This is a genomic window from Vibrio sp. 1F169 (assembly GCF_041439605.1).
Taxonomy (GTDB): Bacteria; Pseudomonadota; Gammaproteobacteria; order Enterobacterales; family Vibrionaceae; genus Vibrio; species Vibrio tasmaniensis_A.
In genome coordinates this window covers 46672-63102 of record NZ_JBGOOI010000005.1, presented here as the reverse complement: position 1 = coordinate 63102, position 16431 = coordinate 46672, and the positions used below count along the sequence as shown (strand labels likewise).

Annotated in this window: 13 protein-coding genes; 6 read left to right on the top strand and 7 right to left on the bottom strand. The window is 44.1% G+C overall.

What is annotated here, in order from left to right; translation table 11 throughout:
- Positions 1-22: 22 nt before the first annotated feature.
- The 3 genes from uhpT to ACED53_RS03545 form a co-directional block, all read right to left on the bottom strand.
- Complete coding sequence (uhpT, locus tag ACED53_RS03555; protein WP_009846131.1) at positions 23-1417, bottom strand: hexose-6-phosphate:phosphate antiporter; 1395 nt, start codon at positions 1415-1417, stop codon at positions 23-25.
- 366 nt (positions 1418-1783) lie between these two features.
- Entirely contained in the window at positions 1784-4699 is a 2916-nt protein-coding gene (locus ACED53_RS03550; RefSeq protein WP_102579998.1) for an alkaline phosphatase family protein, read from the bottom strand.
- A gap of 113 nt (positions 4700-4812) precedes the next feature.
- Positions 4813-5148, bottom strand: coding sequence for a DUF1840 domain-containing protein (locus ACED53_RS03545; RefSeq protein WP_017100906.1), 336 nt, complete (start codon positions 5146-5148; stop codon positions 4813-4815).
- Positions 5149-5482: 334 nt separating this feature from the next.
- Here ACED53_RS03545 and ACED53_RS03540 point away from each other — a divergent pair, with 334 nt between their 5' ends.
- A complete protein-coding gene (locus ACED53_RS03540) occupies positions 5483-6673 on the top strand; it encodes a GGDEF domain-containing protein (RefSeq protein WP_032499235.1) in 1191 nt (396 codons plus the stop codon).
- On the opposite strand, the gene ACED53_RS03535 is transcribed toward ACED53_RS03540, so the two are convergent.
- Positions 6670-6951, bottom strand: a complete 282-nt coding sequence (locus ACED53_RS03535) for a hypothetical protein (protein ID WP_009846127.1) — start codon at positions 6949-6951, stop codon at positions 6670-6672. The two genes, ACED53_RS03540 and ACED53_RS03535, sit on opposite strands and share 4 nt — an antisense overlap.
- 158 nt (positions 6952-7109) lie before the next feature.
- Here ACED53_RS03535 and ACED53_RS03530 point away from each other — a divergent pair, with 158 nt between their 5' ends.
- On the top strand, positions 7110-7982 hold the full coding sequence (locus ACED53_RS03530; protein WP_017100907.1) for a pirin family protein: 873 nt from the start codon (positions 7110-7112) through the stop codon (positions 7980-7982).
- A 224-nt stretch (positions 7983-8206) separates the two neighbouring features.
- Here the strand turns inward: ACED53_RS03530 and ACED53_RS03525 are convergent, their stop codons facing one another.
- Positions 8207-8488 (bottom strand): pyrimidine/purine nucleoside phosphorylase, encoded by a 282-nt coding sequence (locus tag ACED53_RS03525; RefSeq protein WP_009846125.1) that lies wholly within the window; start codon positions 8486-8488, stop codon positions 8207-8209.
- Between the two features lie 383 nt (positions 8489-8871).
- On the opposite strand from ACED53_RS03525, the gene ACED53_RS03520 reads away from it, so the two are divergent.
- Positions 8872-9336: a DUF2850 domain-containing protein gene (locus ACED53_RS03520; protein ID WP_012601200.1), complete on the top strand. Its 465-nt coding sequence runs from the start codon at positions 8872-8874 to the stop codon at positions 9334-9336.
- A 401-nt stretch (positions 9337-9737) separates the two neighbouring features.
- Entirely contained in the window at positions 9738-12278 is a 2541-nt protein-coding gene (locus tag ACED53_RS03515; protein WP_017100908.1) for a glycosyl hydrolase family 18 protein, read from the top strand.
- 133 nt (positions 12279-12411) lie between these two features.
- On the opposite strand, the gene ACED53_RS03510 is transcribed toward ACED53_RS03515, so the two are convergent.
- Complete coding sequence (locus tag ACED53_RS03510; protein ID WP_029225482.1) at positions 12412-13260, bottom strand: alpha/beta hydrolase; 849 nt, start codon at positions 13258-13260, stop codon at positions 12412-12414.
- Between the two features lie 238 nt (positions 13261-13498).
- On the bottom strand, positions 13499-14092 hold the full coding sequence (locus tag ACED53_RS03505; RefSeq protein ID WP_017100910.1) for a TetR/AcrR family transcriptional regulator: 594 nt from the start codon (positions 14090-14092) through the stop codon (positions 13499-13501).
- A gap of 208 nt (positions 14093-14300) precedes the next feature.
- Here ACED53_RS03505 and ACED53_RS03500 point away from each other — a divergent pair, with 208 nt between their 5' ends.
- Complete coding sequence (locus tag ACED53_RS03500; protein ID WP_017100911.1) at positions 14301-15257, top strand: AEC family transporter; 957 nt, start codon at positions 14301-14303, stop codon at positions 15255-15257.
- Positions 15258-15380: 123 nt separating this feature from the next.
- Positions 15381-16421, top strand: a complete 1041-nt coding sequence (locus ACED53_RS03495) for an acyltransferase (RefSeq protein WP_102579997.1) — start codon at positions 15381-15383, stop codon at positions 16419-16421.
- Positions 16422-16431 lie beyond the last annotated feature (10 nt).

Below are 16431 nucleotides of genomic sequence, written 5' to 3'. Positions count from 1 at the left end.
CGAGAACAAGTACTCAGACAAGCTACGCGTTTTGAGCCGCTAGGTGCATCTTCTTCGCGTGACGAATCTTCTTCTCTTCCGCAATAGCAACGAACAACAGTAAAACAATACAAATGGCAGCAGAAGTATCGAGTGCTGCAAATGTCCCTTTCCAACCTGTTAAGCCGAAAATAGGCGTTCCGTCTGCAATCATGCCTAGGCCAAGTTTGGCAAAACTGTCACCAATTAGGTAAGCAAATGTGCCTTTCACGCCATCAGCCACACTGATTGCTTTCTTAGGAACAAAACCTACCGCAGCAACACCAATCAACAGTTGAGGACCGAATACTAGGAAGCCAAGTACGAATAGTGATGCTAGGTACATGAACTCGCTCGTTGCATGCTGATAAAACTCTAGAGATACAATAATCAGTCCAAGCGATACACAAGCAACTAAAGCACGACGTCCGTTAGCAAGGTCTGATAAATAACCCCACATTAATGTACCGACCAGAGCGCCAACTTCGAACAGAGTAAAGCCTGAAATAGCCGTTTCTTTTGATAGACCTAACTCTTGATACGCATAAACTGTAGACCATTGATCGATACCGATACGAACAATGTACAAAAAGATATTCGCGAAGCAGAGTAACCAGATCACTTTGTTTTTAAGGATATATTCAACAAAGATCTCTTTCTTAGTCATTTGATTTTCTTCAGCAATAGTATCTTCTTCGCTGATTTCTTCGTCAAACAACTCTTCAACTGTACCTAAACCGTATGCTTCTGGAGAGTCGTTACCAAAACGCATCCCAATAAAACCAACCACAATCGCGATGATCGATGGGAACACGAACATACCAATTACGTTGCCATCAAAAAAGTAGTTAGCGCCAAACAGCGCTACACCAGCAGCACCTGCACCACCTACGTTGTGTGACATGTTCCAAAGACCTAAATACGACCCACGCTTATTACGAGGCGTCCATTTAGTAATAGTCGAATAACTTGAAGGACCACCGGTACTTTGAAAGAAACCACTCAATGCGTAGAAGGCAACCATCATGAATAAGCTAGCGCTGCCTCCACCCAAGCTGAAGCTAAAGCCCAACATGGCAAGGCCAGATAGGATAAGCATGAATGGCAGGAACTGCTTGGTGTTTTTGCCATCCGCGTAGTAGGAAACAACCGTTTTACCAATACCATAAGTAATTGAAAAGCCAAGACCAATAAGACCTAGATCGGTCATTGATAATCCATAAGTAGAAATCATGTCGTTTTGCGCGACATTGAAGTTCTTACGGATTAAATACATGGTCAAATAGCCAATGAATACGACTAGGTACGATTGTAGGAATGGTTTAAACCACATTTTTCTTCTAGTTTCGACCGGAAGATCCAGCGTCGGTTTTCTAACCTGATCTAGGAACTTTAACATTGTGAACTCTCTTATTATTGATGAGGTCTGCACGGAACATTACTGACCATGCACTCTTTGCAATTCGATGATGAAATAATAAGGAGTCTAAAAAGCGACCGCATGAGAGAGGGTCTTAGAATAACTAGGAAAAATTCTTAGTTCAGAATCGGGAGTCAAGAAAGCGTGAACAGCATCACTTTATTTAAAATGTGTTATGCCGTGAAGAGGTATTGGAAAGGTGTCGTTAGTTAAGATATTTAGTAGGTGCCCCAAGCAAACTAAACATCGATTGTATTGAGCAGTTTATTGAAGTCTAAAGTGGCTAATAAAAGCCACATTAGATTCGCTTTACGGTATCGTAACCTAAACGATAGATAATAGAGTTTAATTATTCTTAGACACATCCAACTTATTCAGCAACGACGGAAAGCCCCAACCGTTCTCACCTTCGACCACAGGTTCTCCGGTCAAATACTCAAACAGCGTTGGAGCCAAAGAGCCATTAGCTTCGATTTTCAATTGCTGAGAGTTATCGCCAATTGGCGCTCCCCAGAATCCGATGAAGGCATCTTTCTCTAAGTAATCCTCACCAGCATGACGACCCGGCACCTTAGTGTTGTAACCAATTCCCGCTTTAGGGAACAAGTTAACCGTGCCAGCCCTATCTTCAAGGTAGATATTAGCCAGTTGATTCACTGAATCTGGTCGAGGTGTTGGTTGCGTCAATGAAGTCCACTCAGCACTGCTACACCACGTTGTCACATCCGCCTTAACCGCTCGGTTAATACATTTTTCTACTAATAGAGAGTACTGTGAAAAATCAGCTTCGCTTGGTGATGCTAGGTATGGATTTAACCTTTGCGTATTGAGCAAAATTGGCGCTCGGTTGTCTTCCAATGACTCATAGAAAAGCTTGTCACCTTCACGAGTGATCAATTCATCGACCCGTTTTAAATCACGATTGCCAATCACACGAACAGCGCAGCGTTGTTGATCACATGTGCTTTCTCTTACGACCATATAATCAAGACTTTCAGGCAAGCGTTGCGCTATCTGATTGATGATGTCGATATTCTGACCAGCTGTCGCCGCAATCGGAGACCACTGCGTGAGTTCTTGGTAAACTGGCTGCACCTGCCACCCGTGAGCCGAATTAAAGAAGTCCATCATGAAGTTACCACCAGCAGTAGAAGCAACCACAACATCCAACTCCTTCGAACTTGGGTAGCTTAGGGCATTGGTGATTTTAGGCCCTTCACCCTCGTCTGAAGATATCTTCTTAACCACTATTGGGTACTCTAGCTCTGCTTGTAAGCCTTCAAACACCTGCTTTTCGGGATTGAGCGCGTAGAACACCGGCGTTAAACCATGATCCCCTGCCATGCCCCATAGTGTTTTATCGTAAACGCCGGCACTGCGGTAGGTCGCTTCAATCTGGCGAATCCAATAGTCCAGTCGGTTAAGCTCTCCAGTCGGCATCAGAATTTCGTCACTAAAAGGACCGGTAAAGTGCGCGAAGTGATCCGGCCATGGGTTATACACCAAGGTGTAGTCTGGCATCCCTTTTCCATCTAACTCGGCAAACTGAGTGATAGACTGTTTAACCAGAGCTCTCTTTGAAAACTTAGTGAAAAAATCAAAGCCAGATATAGTCTGATACGCTTCAATATCTTCAATCAAGGCTTGACGCTTTTCTTGCAAAACCACTTCGACTTCTGAACGTTCTTGAAGCTCTTTAACGCAGCGTTTCTCACCATAATCACGTAGTGACTCACCCAAACCTAGGTTTACTAACCCATCGTAAGTGGTGTGAGCATTCCAATCATATTGAGCGTTGCAGTTCAGCGTTTTTAGGTAATCAAGGCGATCAAACATGGTTTGTACCTTATTGTCTGCCATCAACACATCTAACTGCAGGGCATCATTACCAAAGAAGTAATACGCTCGGTCGATCTCTCGGTCGACAAAGTGGAAATTAGGGATACCCGTTCCACCGTTACCAGACACTTTTGCACCCGTTTTGATGATAGGTAGGTTACGTACGCTGATTGTGGGAGTTGAAGAGATACCCACTCGGCTAATATTGTCTCGATGCTCTTGATAGAGCTTTTTGAAGAACGGAAGATAATTCGGATCACGATAGGTTTGTTCAGACAGAACTTCCATGAAACTCACTTGTTGTTGATGCTCAGGCTCAATCACCGTTTCTAACTGAGGTTTGTATTGCGCTCGGTTTTTATGGTTCTGATAAGCCACCGAAATGAAAGGTGAATCTTCATCGACCAACCCCTCAATCAACCCTTGCTGTAAACCATCGACCGTCACTTGGACCGCAAAACGTTTTTGCTGTTGGGATTCTAAGAATTGAATGAGCGCATCAGGCTGGTCACTGAACGCTTGTTGCATCCAATCATCGAGCGCTTCTGCACGTTCTTCTTTAAACACAAATTGTCGATAAGCTTTAAGCAAGTTTAAGCGCACAAAATCAATGAGAGTGATGGTAAGAGCTTGTGCTTTGTTATTCGGCTTATCAGCGTTTTCTGGTTTGCCATCTTCTGCAATCGCCAGCATTGCAGACTTCATATCGCCGTCATCCATTCCCAATGCCGCTTTACCGATCAAATCAACGATGATCGGTTGAATCTGAGCGATGATCGCTAGATCTTCAGGGCTATTGGTTAAGTATGTGTAATTCGCAGGGAGCGTGTCCATATCCTGCCAGACACCAATTTCGAATAACGCATCGTAGATAACCACCATGTTGGCAATGAACTGTTCATCGATACGAATACCTTCATGATGTCCCGTTGCTTCAGTCGAGGTATCTGGCTCGTGATGCTCTGAGGTTGGCTTATCTCCAACATGATAGAGGCTATGTTCAAAGCCCTTTAGCGCCTGCTTATCATAAACCGTCGACAAGTAAGATTTGAACACATCTTCACTGCCCAAGCCTGAATAGCGGTCGTAATAACTATAGAGAAAATAACCCAAAGGAATTGAGTACGTCGGGTTAGATAACTGAGCAACGACTCTGGCTTTTGTTTTGACATCTAAAGGGAGAGCGAGAATATACGCATCTAATGTAACGCCACCAATGGTGAAAAGAGCTGCATCACGAGTGAGTTTGGCAGAATAACTTAGGCTTGAAAGCACCTGATTTTTCAACACTTCACTGGAGCTAAACACGCCACCAATGACGGGCGTTGTTGATATATCAGCGGCACTCGGAGCTGATGCAAGCGCCAACGATAAGGCACTGAATAAACTGGCGTAACTGCGAACGTGAGAATAAGAGCTCATCAAATTTCCTTTAGATCAACACACTTCTATAAATGCAGCGTATTGTTTCAGTTTGCATTTATTAGTCAACCTATGAAAACGTTTGTTTTCTGATTCGAAGAGCTCGAATACTCTTACAATCGCTTACCGCTACCGTCTTCCCACATCACTTCGCATTCGTCTTTAATGGCCGCTTTCAATAGTTCAACTAACGGGAAAGCTCGGCTACCGATATTAACAGGCGCTTCAACAACCTCTTCATTATCGTCATCGGTATTTTCTTGTTCTACCTGCTTGCTCTGCTCAGCGGCGATCGCAGCACGCAAATTACTTAACGCTTGAGAAACCTCTGAAGCATCAATTGCTCCTGGAATAGTGCCACTATGCCCAAGCATCTTAATGAACTGAAGACCGACTTCACCAAACATCGTGACGCTAGCATGAGCTTTGCAACTAAAGGTAATTAACATTATGAGCCTCTATCAAATTTAGGTATCTATAAACATTAGCTATCTACAAACTATGTTGAGTAACGTATTGGAAAGCAAGTAGATAATAGCCAAGTAACTTCCTGCAACTAGAACCGTGATTGTTTCACTAACGGATACATCTGCACCGTTAGTGACGCGCATCACTATTTATTATGAGTCACTCATCATTTAAATATGAAACCTTGATAGTAGTCACACTAAAAAGGTCACTAACACTCTGCTATGACTTTTATTTCATCTACTATTAACATCAATCATCAAAATCTTTGGCACAAATCACATGAAAAGGCTCGTCGGCAGACACCTAGAAGAAATGGCGGACATACGATCCACTCGCAAGCAAAAAATTGTCCACTCCTTTTCACTGGCTGCCGCTGCGTTATTCACATTCTACACTTGGGCTTACTTCCAAGGTCAGCATTACACTCTGTCAATTTTCGAACTGTGTTTTGCACTTATCGCTATCTCCAATGCATTTTACGTGAAAAAAGTCACTGCCGCTGAGTATTCAGAATTGATTCTAAGTGGTGTTCTGCTCGTTCAAGGAGTCATCCTATTCTTGTACAGTCACGCCATTCCCGAGCGGACACTCTGGCTCTACCCGATTTTGGCTGCCGTCATTTTCATAAACGATTTCAGAATTGGCATTATATTCAGTACCTCATTTTGTGTATTTATCAGCACCTTGATTACAGCTATGCCTAGCAGCTTTTCTTTACCTTTTAGCAGCTCACACCGGTTTATTCTTAGCTTATTTACAATGAGCTTGGTATGTCACACATCAGCTTATTACTACACAAAAGCCGTCAGTTATATTCAACGCCTATATAAAGAGGGGATTGAAGATCTGGCCTATAGAGACCAACTAACAGGCTTGGCAAACCGTTGGAGCTTTGAACGCTGGGCGACAGAAAAACTTGCGACAGTGGATAGTGAACGCTCACTGACTGCATTAGTTTTTTTGGACATAGATGACTTTAAAGGCATTAATGATAGCTACGGGCACGACGTCGGAGACAGTGTTTTGCAGCATTTTGCGAATCGTTTAAGCAACAACATCCGAACCAGAGACAGGGTAAGTCATGAATACGATTATTCGATTGCGCGCTTTGCTGGAGATGAGTTTGTTTTGATGCTCTACGATGTACCAACTCGCAAAGATCTAGACGGTATTTTAGATCGGATTTGTGGGCTATTCGAAAGTGGTTGCCAGACAAACGAGAGAATCAAGGAATTGACACTCAGTGTTGGGGTTTCGTTGTACCCGCAAGATGCTCAAGAATTACATGAGCTGACGAGATGTGCTGATAAAGCGATGTATGTTGCCAAACATTCAGGAAAAAATCGATACGCTTATTATCACGATAATCCCGTATCAACCTTGATAGAAGAGCTACCAACGAACCTCGCCTTCTCAGAATCGGAATCATCTGAGCTTGAAGGTTGTCTTGAAGCGAAGGTCGAAGGGAACAATGTTACGTTATTAAAAACGCGTCCACGCTAGCCTGCCATATACATGGCCCATAAACTCACTAAGCCAATAACAATAATCCATACGACTTGTCGTACTAAATTTCGGTTTTCGTTCTTAGATTTAGCAACGGTTTTAAAAGCGGCTTGCTTGGCCGAGTGTATAAAAGGCCCATCTGCTTGGTGCTTTCTAACACGGCGCTTAACCGCTTTATTCGCAACCTCTGTAAAACGCTGACCTTGCTCCGTTGTAAAATCGTTATCAAAGCCCATCCGACCTTGCCTTTCGCCATGTTTTTGCTGTACTGCCATAGCGGCCTCCTTGGCGGTCTGCTCTCTATTCAAGTATAGACATAATTTCATATTCTTACCTGTTCAAAATTTTCGAATAAGTCACTCAACACTGTGCCATCTTCTTTTTAAATCAAATTACATAAACTACAGCTATTCAAGTTTATGAGGATTTCAAAATGACGAGTGTAAGAGCAGTAGATCATGTGATTGCAGCACACGCTACCTCCGATGGTGATGGCGTAAAAATACAAAGACTCGCTGGTTTCAATAACACGCGTTTCTCTCCATTTTTAATGATTGATGAACTTAAGTCGGATGAAAGCAAAGATTATGTTGGCGGCTTTCCTCCACATCCTCACCGTGGGATAGAAACGCTCACTTACATGCTGCAAGGTCACTTCCAGCACAAAGACCACATGGGGAATGTTGGAGAGCTTCGCAGCGGTGGTGCACAGTGGATGGCCGCGGGTCGTGGTGTGATTCACAGCGAAATGCCAATGATGGAAGAAGGTGCACTGCATGGATTTCAGATTTGGATAAACCAACCTGCAACACACAAAATGCAACCAGCGCAATATCACGACTTCCAAAGTGAAAGCATCGCGGAGCATCAAAGTGAGCAAAGTGGTTTATTGAGAGTTATTGCGGGTGTATTCGAACTGCATAACCTAGCTGACCATGATGTAGAGGCTTTACGAACGCAAGGCCCACTGCAACAAACAGGTGTGCCGTTAAGCGTAGCGGATTGGCGATCTCATTCTGGGCAAAAAATAACATTAGGGATAGATGTTAATCACAATGCCATGACTTACGTGTACCGAGGCAGTATTAAGATCGGTGATAAAGTCATCAACCAAGGTCAACTTGCGTTACTCACTAAAGCTGACTTGCTGTCTCTGAGTAGTTTAGAAGATTCAGGTGTACTGATTTTTTCTGGTGAGCCGATTAATGAACCTGTTGCGCACTATGGTCCGTTTGTCATGAACTCGATGGAAGAAATTGAACAGACGATTCAGGACTACAACAATGGCGTTTTTGAGACTTACTAATTGACGACGTCTTTGCGCTTTTAGCTTTGAATTGAAGTTAAAGATTGAAGATTGAAGAGATTTTGCAACGAACAACAATTTGGTCATCCATTTGATGACTGTAAAAACAAGTGACACTATCCACTGCCGGTTATTATCACTTATTTAACCACGCTCCTAGAGCGTGGTTTTTTTCTATTAAGCCATAGATAAACGATACTCTGGTTGAACGAACTCAGGCCTTCCTACAAGTATTCACACAGGTAAGCTGTCGCTTCTTTAACCTGTAAATCGAATGAAGAGTCACCCGCAACGTCAAAAGACTCACCAGATTGGAATGTCGTCCAATCGTCATCGCCAACACGCTTTACAATTAAAGCACCTTTAACAACAGTCATCTTTTCCGGAGCTGCAGTACCGAATGTGTATTCACCAGCGGCCATCACACCAACACTCACATCAGCACCAGACTGGTTAAACGCTAACGACTTAACACCGCCTTCAAAGTATGTATTTTCTTTAATCATTGTACTTCCTTGTTATCTCAAAATTGCATTACTAGGCTCAACGAATAAGCCTATGCGTAAATTTAGGTGCTAATTGTTTTAACCAATTCGAGACTGTCCTACAAGAAATAAATGAATATAGCTTAGGATCTGTTGACCTTTCGAAGTTAAATTTCGTTCGAGATGAAATCATTTTAGGCGTGGCATTGGGTATACAACCTAATCATTCTAAGTAAATATTCCTTAACAAAGCATGAAGACTGAATGTGTGGGTAAAAAATCACTGAGGCAGTTTGATTCAAAAGAACATTCGATCCTGCTTCTAACTCTTATAAGAACCTTTGCAACCTATCGTTTTATTTTATAGAATCATCACCAGTATGAGTAACTAAAATGAAGAGATAATGGCTAAAAATACCACGAAAAGCAGCGATATATTGGCCAATTCGTTACTCTACGCCTTCTTAATGGCTGGCTTTATGATTGCCCTCACCGTCGGCTATTTCGGCTACCAAGCCTACCAAAAATCTGTAAGCCCAAGTAACGTCCATGGCACATGGATCGAGATTGGTGCTCCACCTTACAAAACAGATATTCTTACACTTTCCGATGATGGTGTGATGATGAACTATCGATTCATCAGTACCTCGTTTGATTTTGATGGCAAAGATGTCACGATCAACACAGGTTCAGGCCCAACGATTTATACCATTAGCGGTACCTACAATTCACCTCGTTTAAAACGGTTAGTGCCGAACACACCATCCAAACAATTCATAAAAGAAGGGTATGAAGATACTGTTGCGGGTGATACTCAAGGACTCATGCAGCAACGACGCTCAGTATTAGCTGAACAATTCAAAAAATAATACTTTCAACAGCGCTTTGTTTAGTAACCCCTCTTACATCAATACTACCTGCCCCTTACAAGCACCGGTATGACGTGCTTCAGATTGTGATGCCGCTTCAGTTTGCGATATTTAATAATAGCTTACCGCACTTTTTCATAACTTCATGTCGTGTAATTTCACTTATGAGACTTTCCTTCTGGGTGCGGTTTTATTTTATAAAACATGGACTCAGCCTCTCATTCATTAAGCAACAGAATTGTAACAAGATACAATTTTTTAGTTGTCCATCGAAAACGGATTTATTTTCAGTCATGAAATTAAAACTCTCTCGAATACTGACGGTGAAGCTCCTTCAAAACTGACGGGAGCCGATTATAGGGCCACTTGGTTCTAAACCTTCAAGGAATGAGAGAAATAGTATGATTCGTATAAACACCTGTGCTGCGAGTATTGCTCTAGCGCTATCTGGTACGGCATTGGCCGCGCCAACAGCACCTAGCATTGATATGTACGGTTCCAACAACCTACAGTTTTCTAAAATTGAACTCGCGATGGAAACAACCTCTGGTTACAACCAGATGGTTAAGTATCACGACAAAGCAAAGGTCGACGTCAAGTTCAACCAATGGAGCGGAACATCAGGAAACACGTACAACATCTACTTTGATGGCGTTAAAGTAGCCACAGGCCCAATCACTGGCAGCCAAACCACGGCTTCATTCGAATACGGCCAAGGCGGCTTATTCGATATGGAAATTGAAGCGTGTGATGAAACAGGCTGTGCCAAGAGTGCCCCCGCTCAGATCACCATCGCTGATACCGATGGATCACACCTAGCGCCACTTGCGATGAACGTGGACCCGAACAACAAGTCATACAACACAGACCCAAACACGGTAGTAGGTACTTACTTTGTTGAGTGGGGTATCTATGGCCGTGATTACACAGTCGATAACCTACCTGCTGACAATTTGACCCATATCCTTTATGGCTTCATCCCAATTTGTGGCCCTAACGAATCAGTGAAATCAGTGGGCGGCAACAGTTACAACGCACTCATGACAGCATGTCAGGGCGTTAACGATTACGAAGTGGTGATTCATGACCCATGGGCGGCTTTTCAAAAGAGTTTCCCGCAAGCGGGTCATGAGTACAGCTCCCCTATCAAGGGCAACTACGCAATGATGATGGCGCTAAAACAGCGCAATCCAGATTTGAAGATCATCCCATCAATTGGTGGTTGGACGCTGTCTGACCCATTCTTCGATTTCACAACCAAAGCTAACCGAGACACCTTCGTTGCATCGGTTAAGAAATTCCTTAACACGTGGAAATTCTACGACGGTGTAGATATTGACTGGGAATTCCCTGGTGGAGGCGGTGCGGCGCCAGACCTTGGTGACCCTGTGAATGATGGCCCAGCTTACATTGCACTGATGGCAGAGCTGCGCACTATGCTTGATCAACTAGAAGCGGAAAACGGTCGTACTTACGAGCTAACATCAGCGATCGGTGTTGGTCACGATAAGATTGAAGACGTGAACTATGGTGAAGCAATCCAATACATGGACTATATATTCGCAATGACTTACGACTTCTACGGCGGTTGGAACAACGTGTTAGGCCACCAAACAGCACTGAACTGCGGTAACTTCATGCGCCCGGGTCAATGTGATGGTACAGGGCTAGATGAAAATGGCGAACAGTACACAGGCCCAGCCTACACTACAGACAACGGCATCCAATTGCTTCTTGCGCAAGGCGTTCCAGCGAACAAACTTGTGGTTGGTACAGCAATGTACGGTCGTGGCTGGGAGGGCGTATTACCGTCATCACTTTCAGATCCTAGCGATCCAATGACAGGCGTGGGTAATGGCAAACTAATCGGCAGCTCTGCGCAAGGCGTATGGGAAGATGGCGTTATTGACTACAAAGGCATAAAAGCGAACATGCTTGGTGCAAACAACCAAGGCATCAACGGTTTTGAATATGGCTACGACGAAATGGCAGAAGCGCCTTACGTTTGGAACCGTACTTCAGGCAAGTTGATCACATTTGATGATGACCGCTCAGTAAAAGCAAAAAGTGCATACGTTCGTAGCCTTGGCCTTGCGGGTCTATTCTCTTGGGAAATTGATGCGGATAACGGCGATATCCTAAATGCGATGCATGAAGGTCTAGCAGGTGGAACTACTGACCCTGCAAACCGTAAACCAACGGCAGCTGCAGGTGCGGACCAATCAGTTGAAGGCCCTGCTTCTGTTTCTCTAGATGGCAGCGCTTCAAAAGACAGTGACGGTACGATTGCGAGCTATGCTTGGTCACAAGTAAGCGGAACGGCAGTAACTCTGGCCAACGCGAATACGGCTGTTGCAAGCTTCGATGTGGTTGAAGTCGCACAACAAGAGACTCTGACATTCAGCCTAACCGTAACAGATAACGAAGGCGCAACGTCAACAGACACAGTTGTTGTGACAGTAAACCCTAAAGACACAGGTCCAGTAAACACAGCTCCGATCGCAGTTGTTTCTGCTCCGGCTGAAGTGAGTGCAGGTGATGTAGTTGTCGTTGATGCTTCGGCTTCGAGCGATGCGGATCAAGACACGCTGACCTTCACGTGGGATGTACCTGCAGGTATTGATGCTACTGTTCAAGGCGCTTCAGTAAGCTTTGTCGCGGCGGAATACACGCAAGACACGACACTTAATTTCTCAGTGACAGTCAGTGATGGTACAGAGACATCAGTCGCGGCTACTTCAGTGAAAGTTCTTAAGAAAACCACAGGCGGTGGCACGTGTACTAACGCTTGGGATTCAAGTGCGGTCTACAATGGCGGTGATCAAGTGACCCAAGGTGGTAAGGTTTGGGAAGCGAAATGGTGGACAACAGGTGAAGATCCAACAACGACTGGCCAATGGGGCGTGTGGAAAGAGATCGGCCCAGCAAACTGTGCAAACTAAAAATAGGGTTTTGATAAACGCTAACTAAGCGTCGACTAAACACCTAAAAGCAAAGGCCAACCAGATAATGTCTGGTTGGCCTTTTTAGTGTTTGTTTTCTTAACCTGCGTTCTACTTGCTTGATTAGTTAAACTTAGCCAATCAAGTTATCAAAGCTCTCAAACACTTGTGGGCACTTCATTACTCGTCCGTGGCCTTGCCCTTGAGTTGCAATCAAGTTAACGCGACCCATTTCATAGGCTGCACGCTTCGACACATCAAACTTAGTAAACTTATCTTGTTCATCATGAACAATGATAGTTTGAGACTCACGAAGCGCTAGCTTTCCATAAGGATCAACAGATTGAATCGGGTAGTTAAATTGCTCTTCTACTTCTCCGACTACCGCCTCAAACAGTTTCATTGAGTAACCAGAACGAGCAACACTGCCAAATAGGTTTTCTAGATAATCCAGTACAGGTGCAATCAGCAACAGCGGCTTGTTTTCCAATTTAACGTGCTTACATTCCAATGCAGAAGCCGTACCCATGCTGTGACCGACCAAACCTGCTACCTCTCCCACTGAATCGAGAATGGCTTCAAGGCCGTTCACAAACGCAGGGATATGACCATGCACACCATCACTGCCACCATGAGCAGGATGATCATAAGCCATTGCAGTAAAGCCTTTTGCGGCAATGTGCTCCATTAAAGGGAAAAACTGACTCGCGGTGCCAGACCAGCCATGAGTCAGTACCCAAACTGGCCCGGTACCCAAAGAATAGGTTTTTAAAACGCCATCACGACCTTTGATTTCACTCTTGATAAGCCCTTGCGGATCGGCATTTTTCTGCTCAGTACGCATTGGAGTGAGCAGCAGCTTACGTGCCGTTTTCTTCGCATGACTTGGCGCTAAAATGTAGTGCAGATTGGTTGTAGCGCCAATCAAGCTACGCTTGAAGCTAAATTTGTTCGATGTATTGAAATAGATTTTGTCACTCATGACCGTTCCTTGTATCGCCATCATTATTGGCGGATCGAGCTCGGCCCAAAAATCGAACGACCGTGCTATTTGTTAGTATAAAAATGGCGATAGCGCCGTTTATGACTGCTTGCCGCCACTTATCTTAAAATCTTTTGCAAACATTAATTAAGCAAGGTCACATGCTTTGCGAATTCCATGATTTTCGAACTTCATGATTTGCGAGCTAAGTAGCTTACGAGTTAACCTGCTATATGTATTAAACCGCTTTCCAGCTAGCGATTAAGCGCTGTACACCACTCCAAAAATGGGTGTGGCTCGCTTGTTGCCCTCGTAATGAGTAGAACAAATTCGCACTTAGATAGAGGCCATATAACTCGAAAGTTGCCTGTTTCGGGTCTAAATCAGTTCTGAACTGTTTGCTTTCAACCGCTTTCGCTACCTGAATCGTCAAGTAATCAATCCACACTGAAATGGTTTTCTGCAGTGCCTTCTGAATCACCGAGGTTTCGCTGCCTGCATCTTTCCAAGCATCAATAAACATGCAGCTGCCTTGGAACGAGTGGTTCCAACCCAGCCAGTTATCGAGCAGTTGTTTAAGCTTGGCTTCAATATCACCATCTCCCAGCTCTCTTGCGGGAATAATGACTCTATCGGTGAATATGGCGTTGGAGTACTCGAGTACAGAGAGTTGCAGGTTCTCTTTAGAGTTGAAGTGCGCAAACAATCCACTCTTAGACATGCCACACTGCTTGGCTAACTCGCCAATCGTCAAACTCTCAAGCCCATTCTCACTCGCAAGTGCAAATGCATGGCTCAAAATATACTCTTTAGTTATCTTTCCCTTGCTCATTATTCACCAATAATAAATCTCATGCTTCATTTTTAGCACGTTCGTTCTTTTTTGCAATTCTTATTTGCAAAACACTTATTTTGTTTTCTCTGATGTCAGAAACTGTGGAAAAATGCGACAGTATTCAAAGGAATTTGAGTTTACCGATTACTGAGCTAACCAGAGATCGATTGAGTAACTATAGATATTTAATAACTAGGGAAAGAGAATGAACACACTTTGGGAACAGTTTGCGTTTTCGGCGTCGGTAACAGGCCCTATCTGTTTAATGCTGTTTCTTGGTGTGATGCTCAAGCGAATTGGCTTGATCAATGATAATTTCATTGATGTCGCATCTAAGGTGGTATTTCAAGTCACCTTACCAGCAATGCTATTTCTTAGTATTGTTCAATCAAATCATAATTTTTCAGCCAGTAGCGCGTTAGTTGCGTTTGGCGTCATTGCTAACTTTGTCTTTTTCTTGTTTACTATTTTCTCGACCAAATTGGTATTTAAAAGCTCGAAAGATCAAGGTGTGATTGTCCAAGGTGGATTCCGCGCTAATACCGCGATCATTGGCCTCGCCTATGTGGCTAATATCTATGGCAACCAAGGCGTGGCATTGGCTGCTATCTATGTCGCATCCCTGACCGTGCTGTATAACATTCAAGCCGTGATTGCATTAACACCCAAAGGCAAAGACACCGGCGCTAAAGCCATTAAAGTGATCGCCAAGTCCATCACCAAAAACCCGTTAATCATTGCTATTTTCTTAGCGGTCGTCTTCTATGCACTTTCAATTCCCATTCCAAAAATGGTGACAGACGCTGGTCAATACTTTGCCAACATGACGTTGCCTTTGGCTCTACTTTGTACTGGTGGCTCTCTAGATATTAGTTCGCTTAAACAAGAAAAGTTGTCTACGTGGTTCGCCTCTAGTTACAAGTTAATCGCCTCACCTTTACTGACTACACTGGCTGGCTGGTACTTAGGGTTTGAAGGGCTCGATCTCGGACTTATCTTCTTGATGAGCGCAGCACCAACGGCAGCGGCAAGCTATGTTATGGCGCGTGCGATGGGAGGAAACTCAACACTCGCGGCTAACATCATCGCTCTTACTACTGTTGTTTCTCTTATCACTTGTACACTAGGTATATTTGCACTCACTGCAATGGATTTAATATAGCTGCGACAGGCTTCAAAAAACCGACACAAGCCTTGAAACAAAGGTCATAAGCCTTGATTTAGGACTAACTGGTTGGGCATAAAGGCTGCTAGATTTCGTAAAAATTTTACTGAGAGATCTGATATGTCTTCCGTTCAACATACGCCTTCACAACACATCGCCAGTATCGAGTTAGGCAGAGTGATTGCTATCTTGGCGATCATTGGTTTGCACGGCCAAATGGCACTCACTTATTGGCAAATAGATGAAGTGCCATGGGTTGGTTATGTGCTCAACCAAACCGCTCGTTTTGCCGTGCCTCTGTTCTTCCTTATTTCAGGCTATCTGATCCAACCTAAGCTCACAGCATCGCCTTGGACAACCTTCACCAACTACTCCAAACCACTACTCAAAGTTTGGTTGGCATGGAGCATCATTTGCTTAGTGATGCCATTCAATCTCGCGAAAGTAGAAGAATTTGGCTATCTCGGTGAACGTGAAGGCTATTGGGATTTCTTAATGAATACCCCACTCAACTCTTTCTTAGAGGGTGGGTTGGTACATTTATGGTTCATTCCCGCCCTTGTGTGCGCGGTTTTGATCATCGCCTTGATGGTAGAGATGAAGCTCGATAAGCTTCTACTGCCGGTGGCCATTCTGCTTTACGTCTATGGTGTATTGGCGGGCAGCTACACGAGCTTAACCGACCTTAGTGCCCCTTTCTTCACACGCAACGGTCCGTTCTTCAGCACGTTAATGGTGACCTTAGGTTTCCTCATTCGTCAGCATCAATGGAAAGTGTCCCCAGCCAAAGCATTAGGGTTATTGGCGTTAGGCATAGTCATCCACTTTGCCGAAGCGGCATGGCTAACCCAATTTGATATCGCCTTTAATATTCACGATTTCTTATTTGGTACAGCTTTGTGGGGGATTGGTGTGCTCATGTGGCTTTTAGCTAATCCAAACATCGGCGATTACGCATGGCTTCGCGCTATCTCGAATCGTATGCTGGGTATTTACGTTTGCCATCTGCTGATCATTATTTTGCTGTTCAATGTCTGCGGAGTATTGGGCATCACTGAGCTAGCTAAAGACATCACCGTGTTCTTCGGCACCTTTACCCTGAGCTTTATATTGATCGCTGGTATAGAAAAAACGCCACTGCGCCACTGGTTACTTCGTTAGTGCTCATCTA

Excerpts from the sequence above, each read along its gene's own strand:
- ACED53_RS03515 (WP_017100908.1), top strand. The coding sequence starts at position 9,738 with ATGATTCGTATAAACACCTGTGCTGCGAGTATTGCTCTAGCGCTATCT.
- ACED53_RS03545 (WP_017100906.1), bottom strand. The coding sequence starts at position 5,148 with ATGTTAATTACCTTTAGTTGCAAAGCTCATGCTAGCGTCACGATGTTT.
- ACED53_RS03510 (WP_029225482.1), bottom strand. The coding sequence starts at position 13,260 with ATGAGTGACAAAATCTATTTCAATACATCGAACAAATTTAGCTTCAAG.
- ACED53_RS03550 (WP_102579998.1), bottom strand. The coding sequence starts at position 4,699 with ATGAGCTCTTATTCTCACGTTCGCAGTTACGCCAGTTTATTCAGTGCC.
- uhpT (WP_009846131.1), bottom strand. The coding sequence starts at position 1,417 with ATGTTAAAGTTCCTAGATCAGGTTAGAAAACCGACGCTGGATCTTCCG.
- ACED53_RS03525 (WP_009846125.1), bottom strand. The coding sequence starts at position 8,488 with ATGATTAAAGAAAATACATACTTTGAAGGCGGTGTTAAGTCGTTAGCG.
- ACED53_RS03500 (WP_017100911.1), top strand. The coding sequence starts at position 14,301 with ATGAACACACTTTGGGAACAGTTTGCGTTTTCGGCGTCGGTAACAGGC.
- ACED53_RS03535 (WP_009846127.1), bottom strand. The coding sequence starts at position 6,951 with ATGGCAGTACAGCAAAAACATGGCGAAAGGCAAGGTCGGATGGGCTTT.
- ACED53_RS03495 (WP_102579997.1), top strand. The coding sequence starts at position 15,381 with ATGTCTTCCGTTCAACATACGCCTTCACAACACATCGCCAGTATCGAG.
- ACED53_RS03540 (WP_032499235.1), top strand. The coding sequence starts at position 5,483 with ATGGCGGACATACGATCCACTCGCAAGCAAAAAATTGTCCACTCCTTT.
- ACED53_RS03505 (WP_017100910.1), bottom strand. The coding sequence starts at position 14,092 with ATGAGCAAGGGAAAGATAACTAAAGAGTATATTTTGAGCCATGCATTT.
- ACED53_RS03520 (WP_012601200.1), top strand. The coding sequence starts at position 8,872 with ATGGCTAAAAATACCACGAAAAGCAGCGATATATTGGCCAATTCGTTA.
- ACED53_RS03530 (WP_017100907.1), top strand. The coding sequence starts at position 7,110 with ATGACGAGTGTAAGAGCAGTAGATCATGTGATTGCAGCACACGCTACC.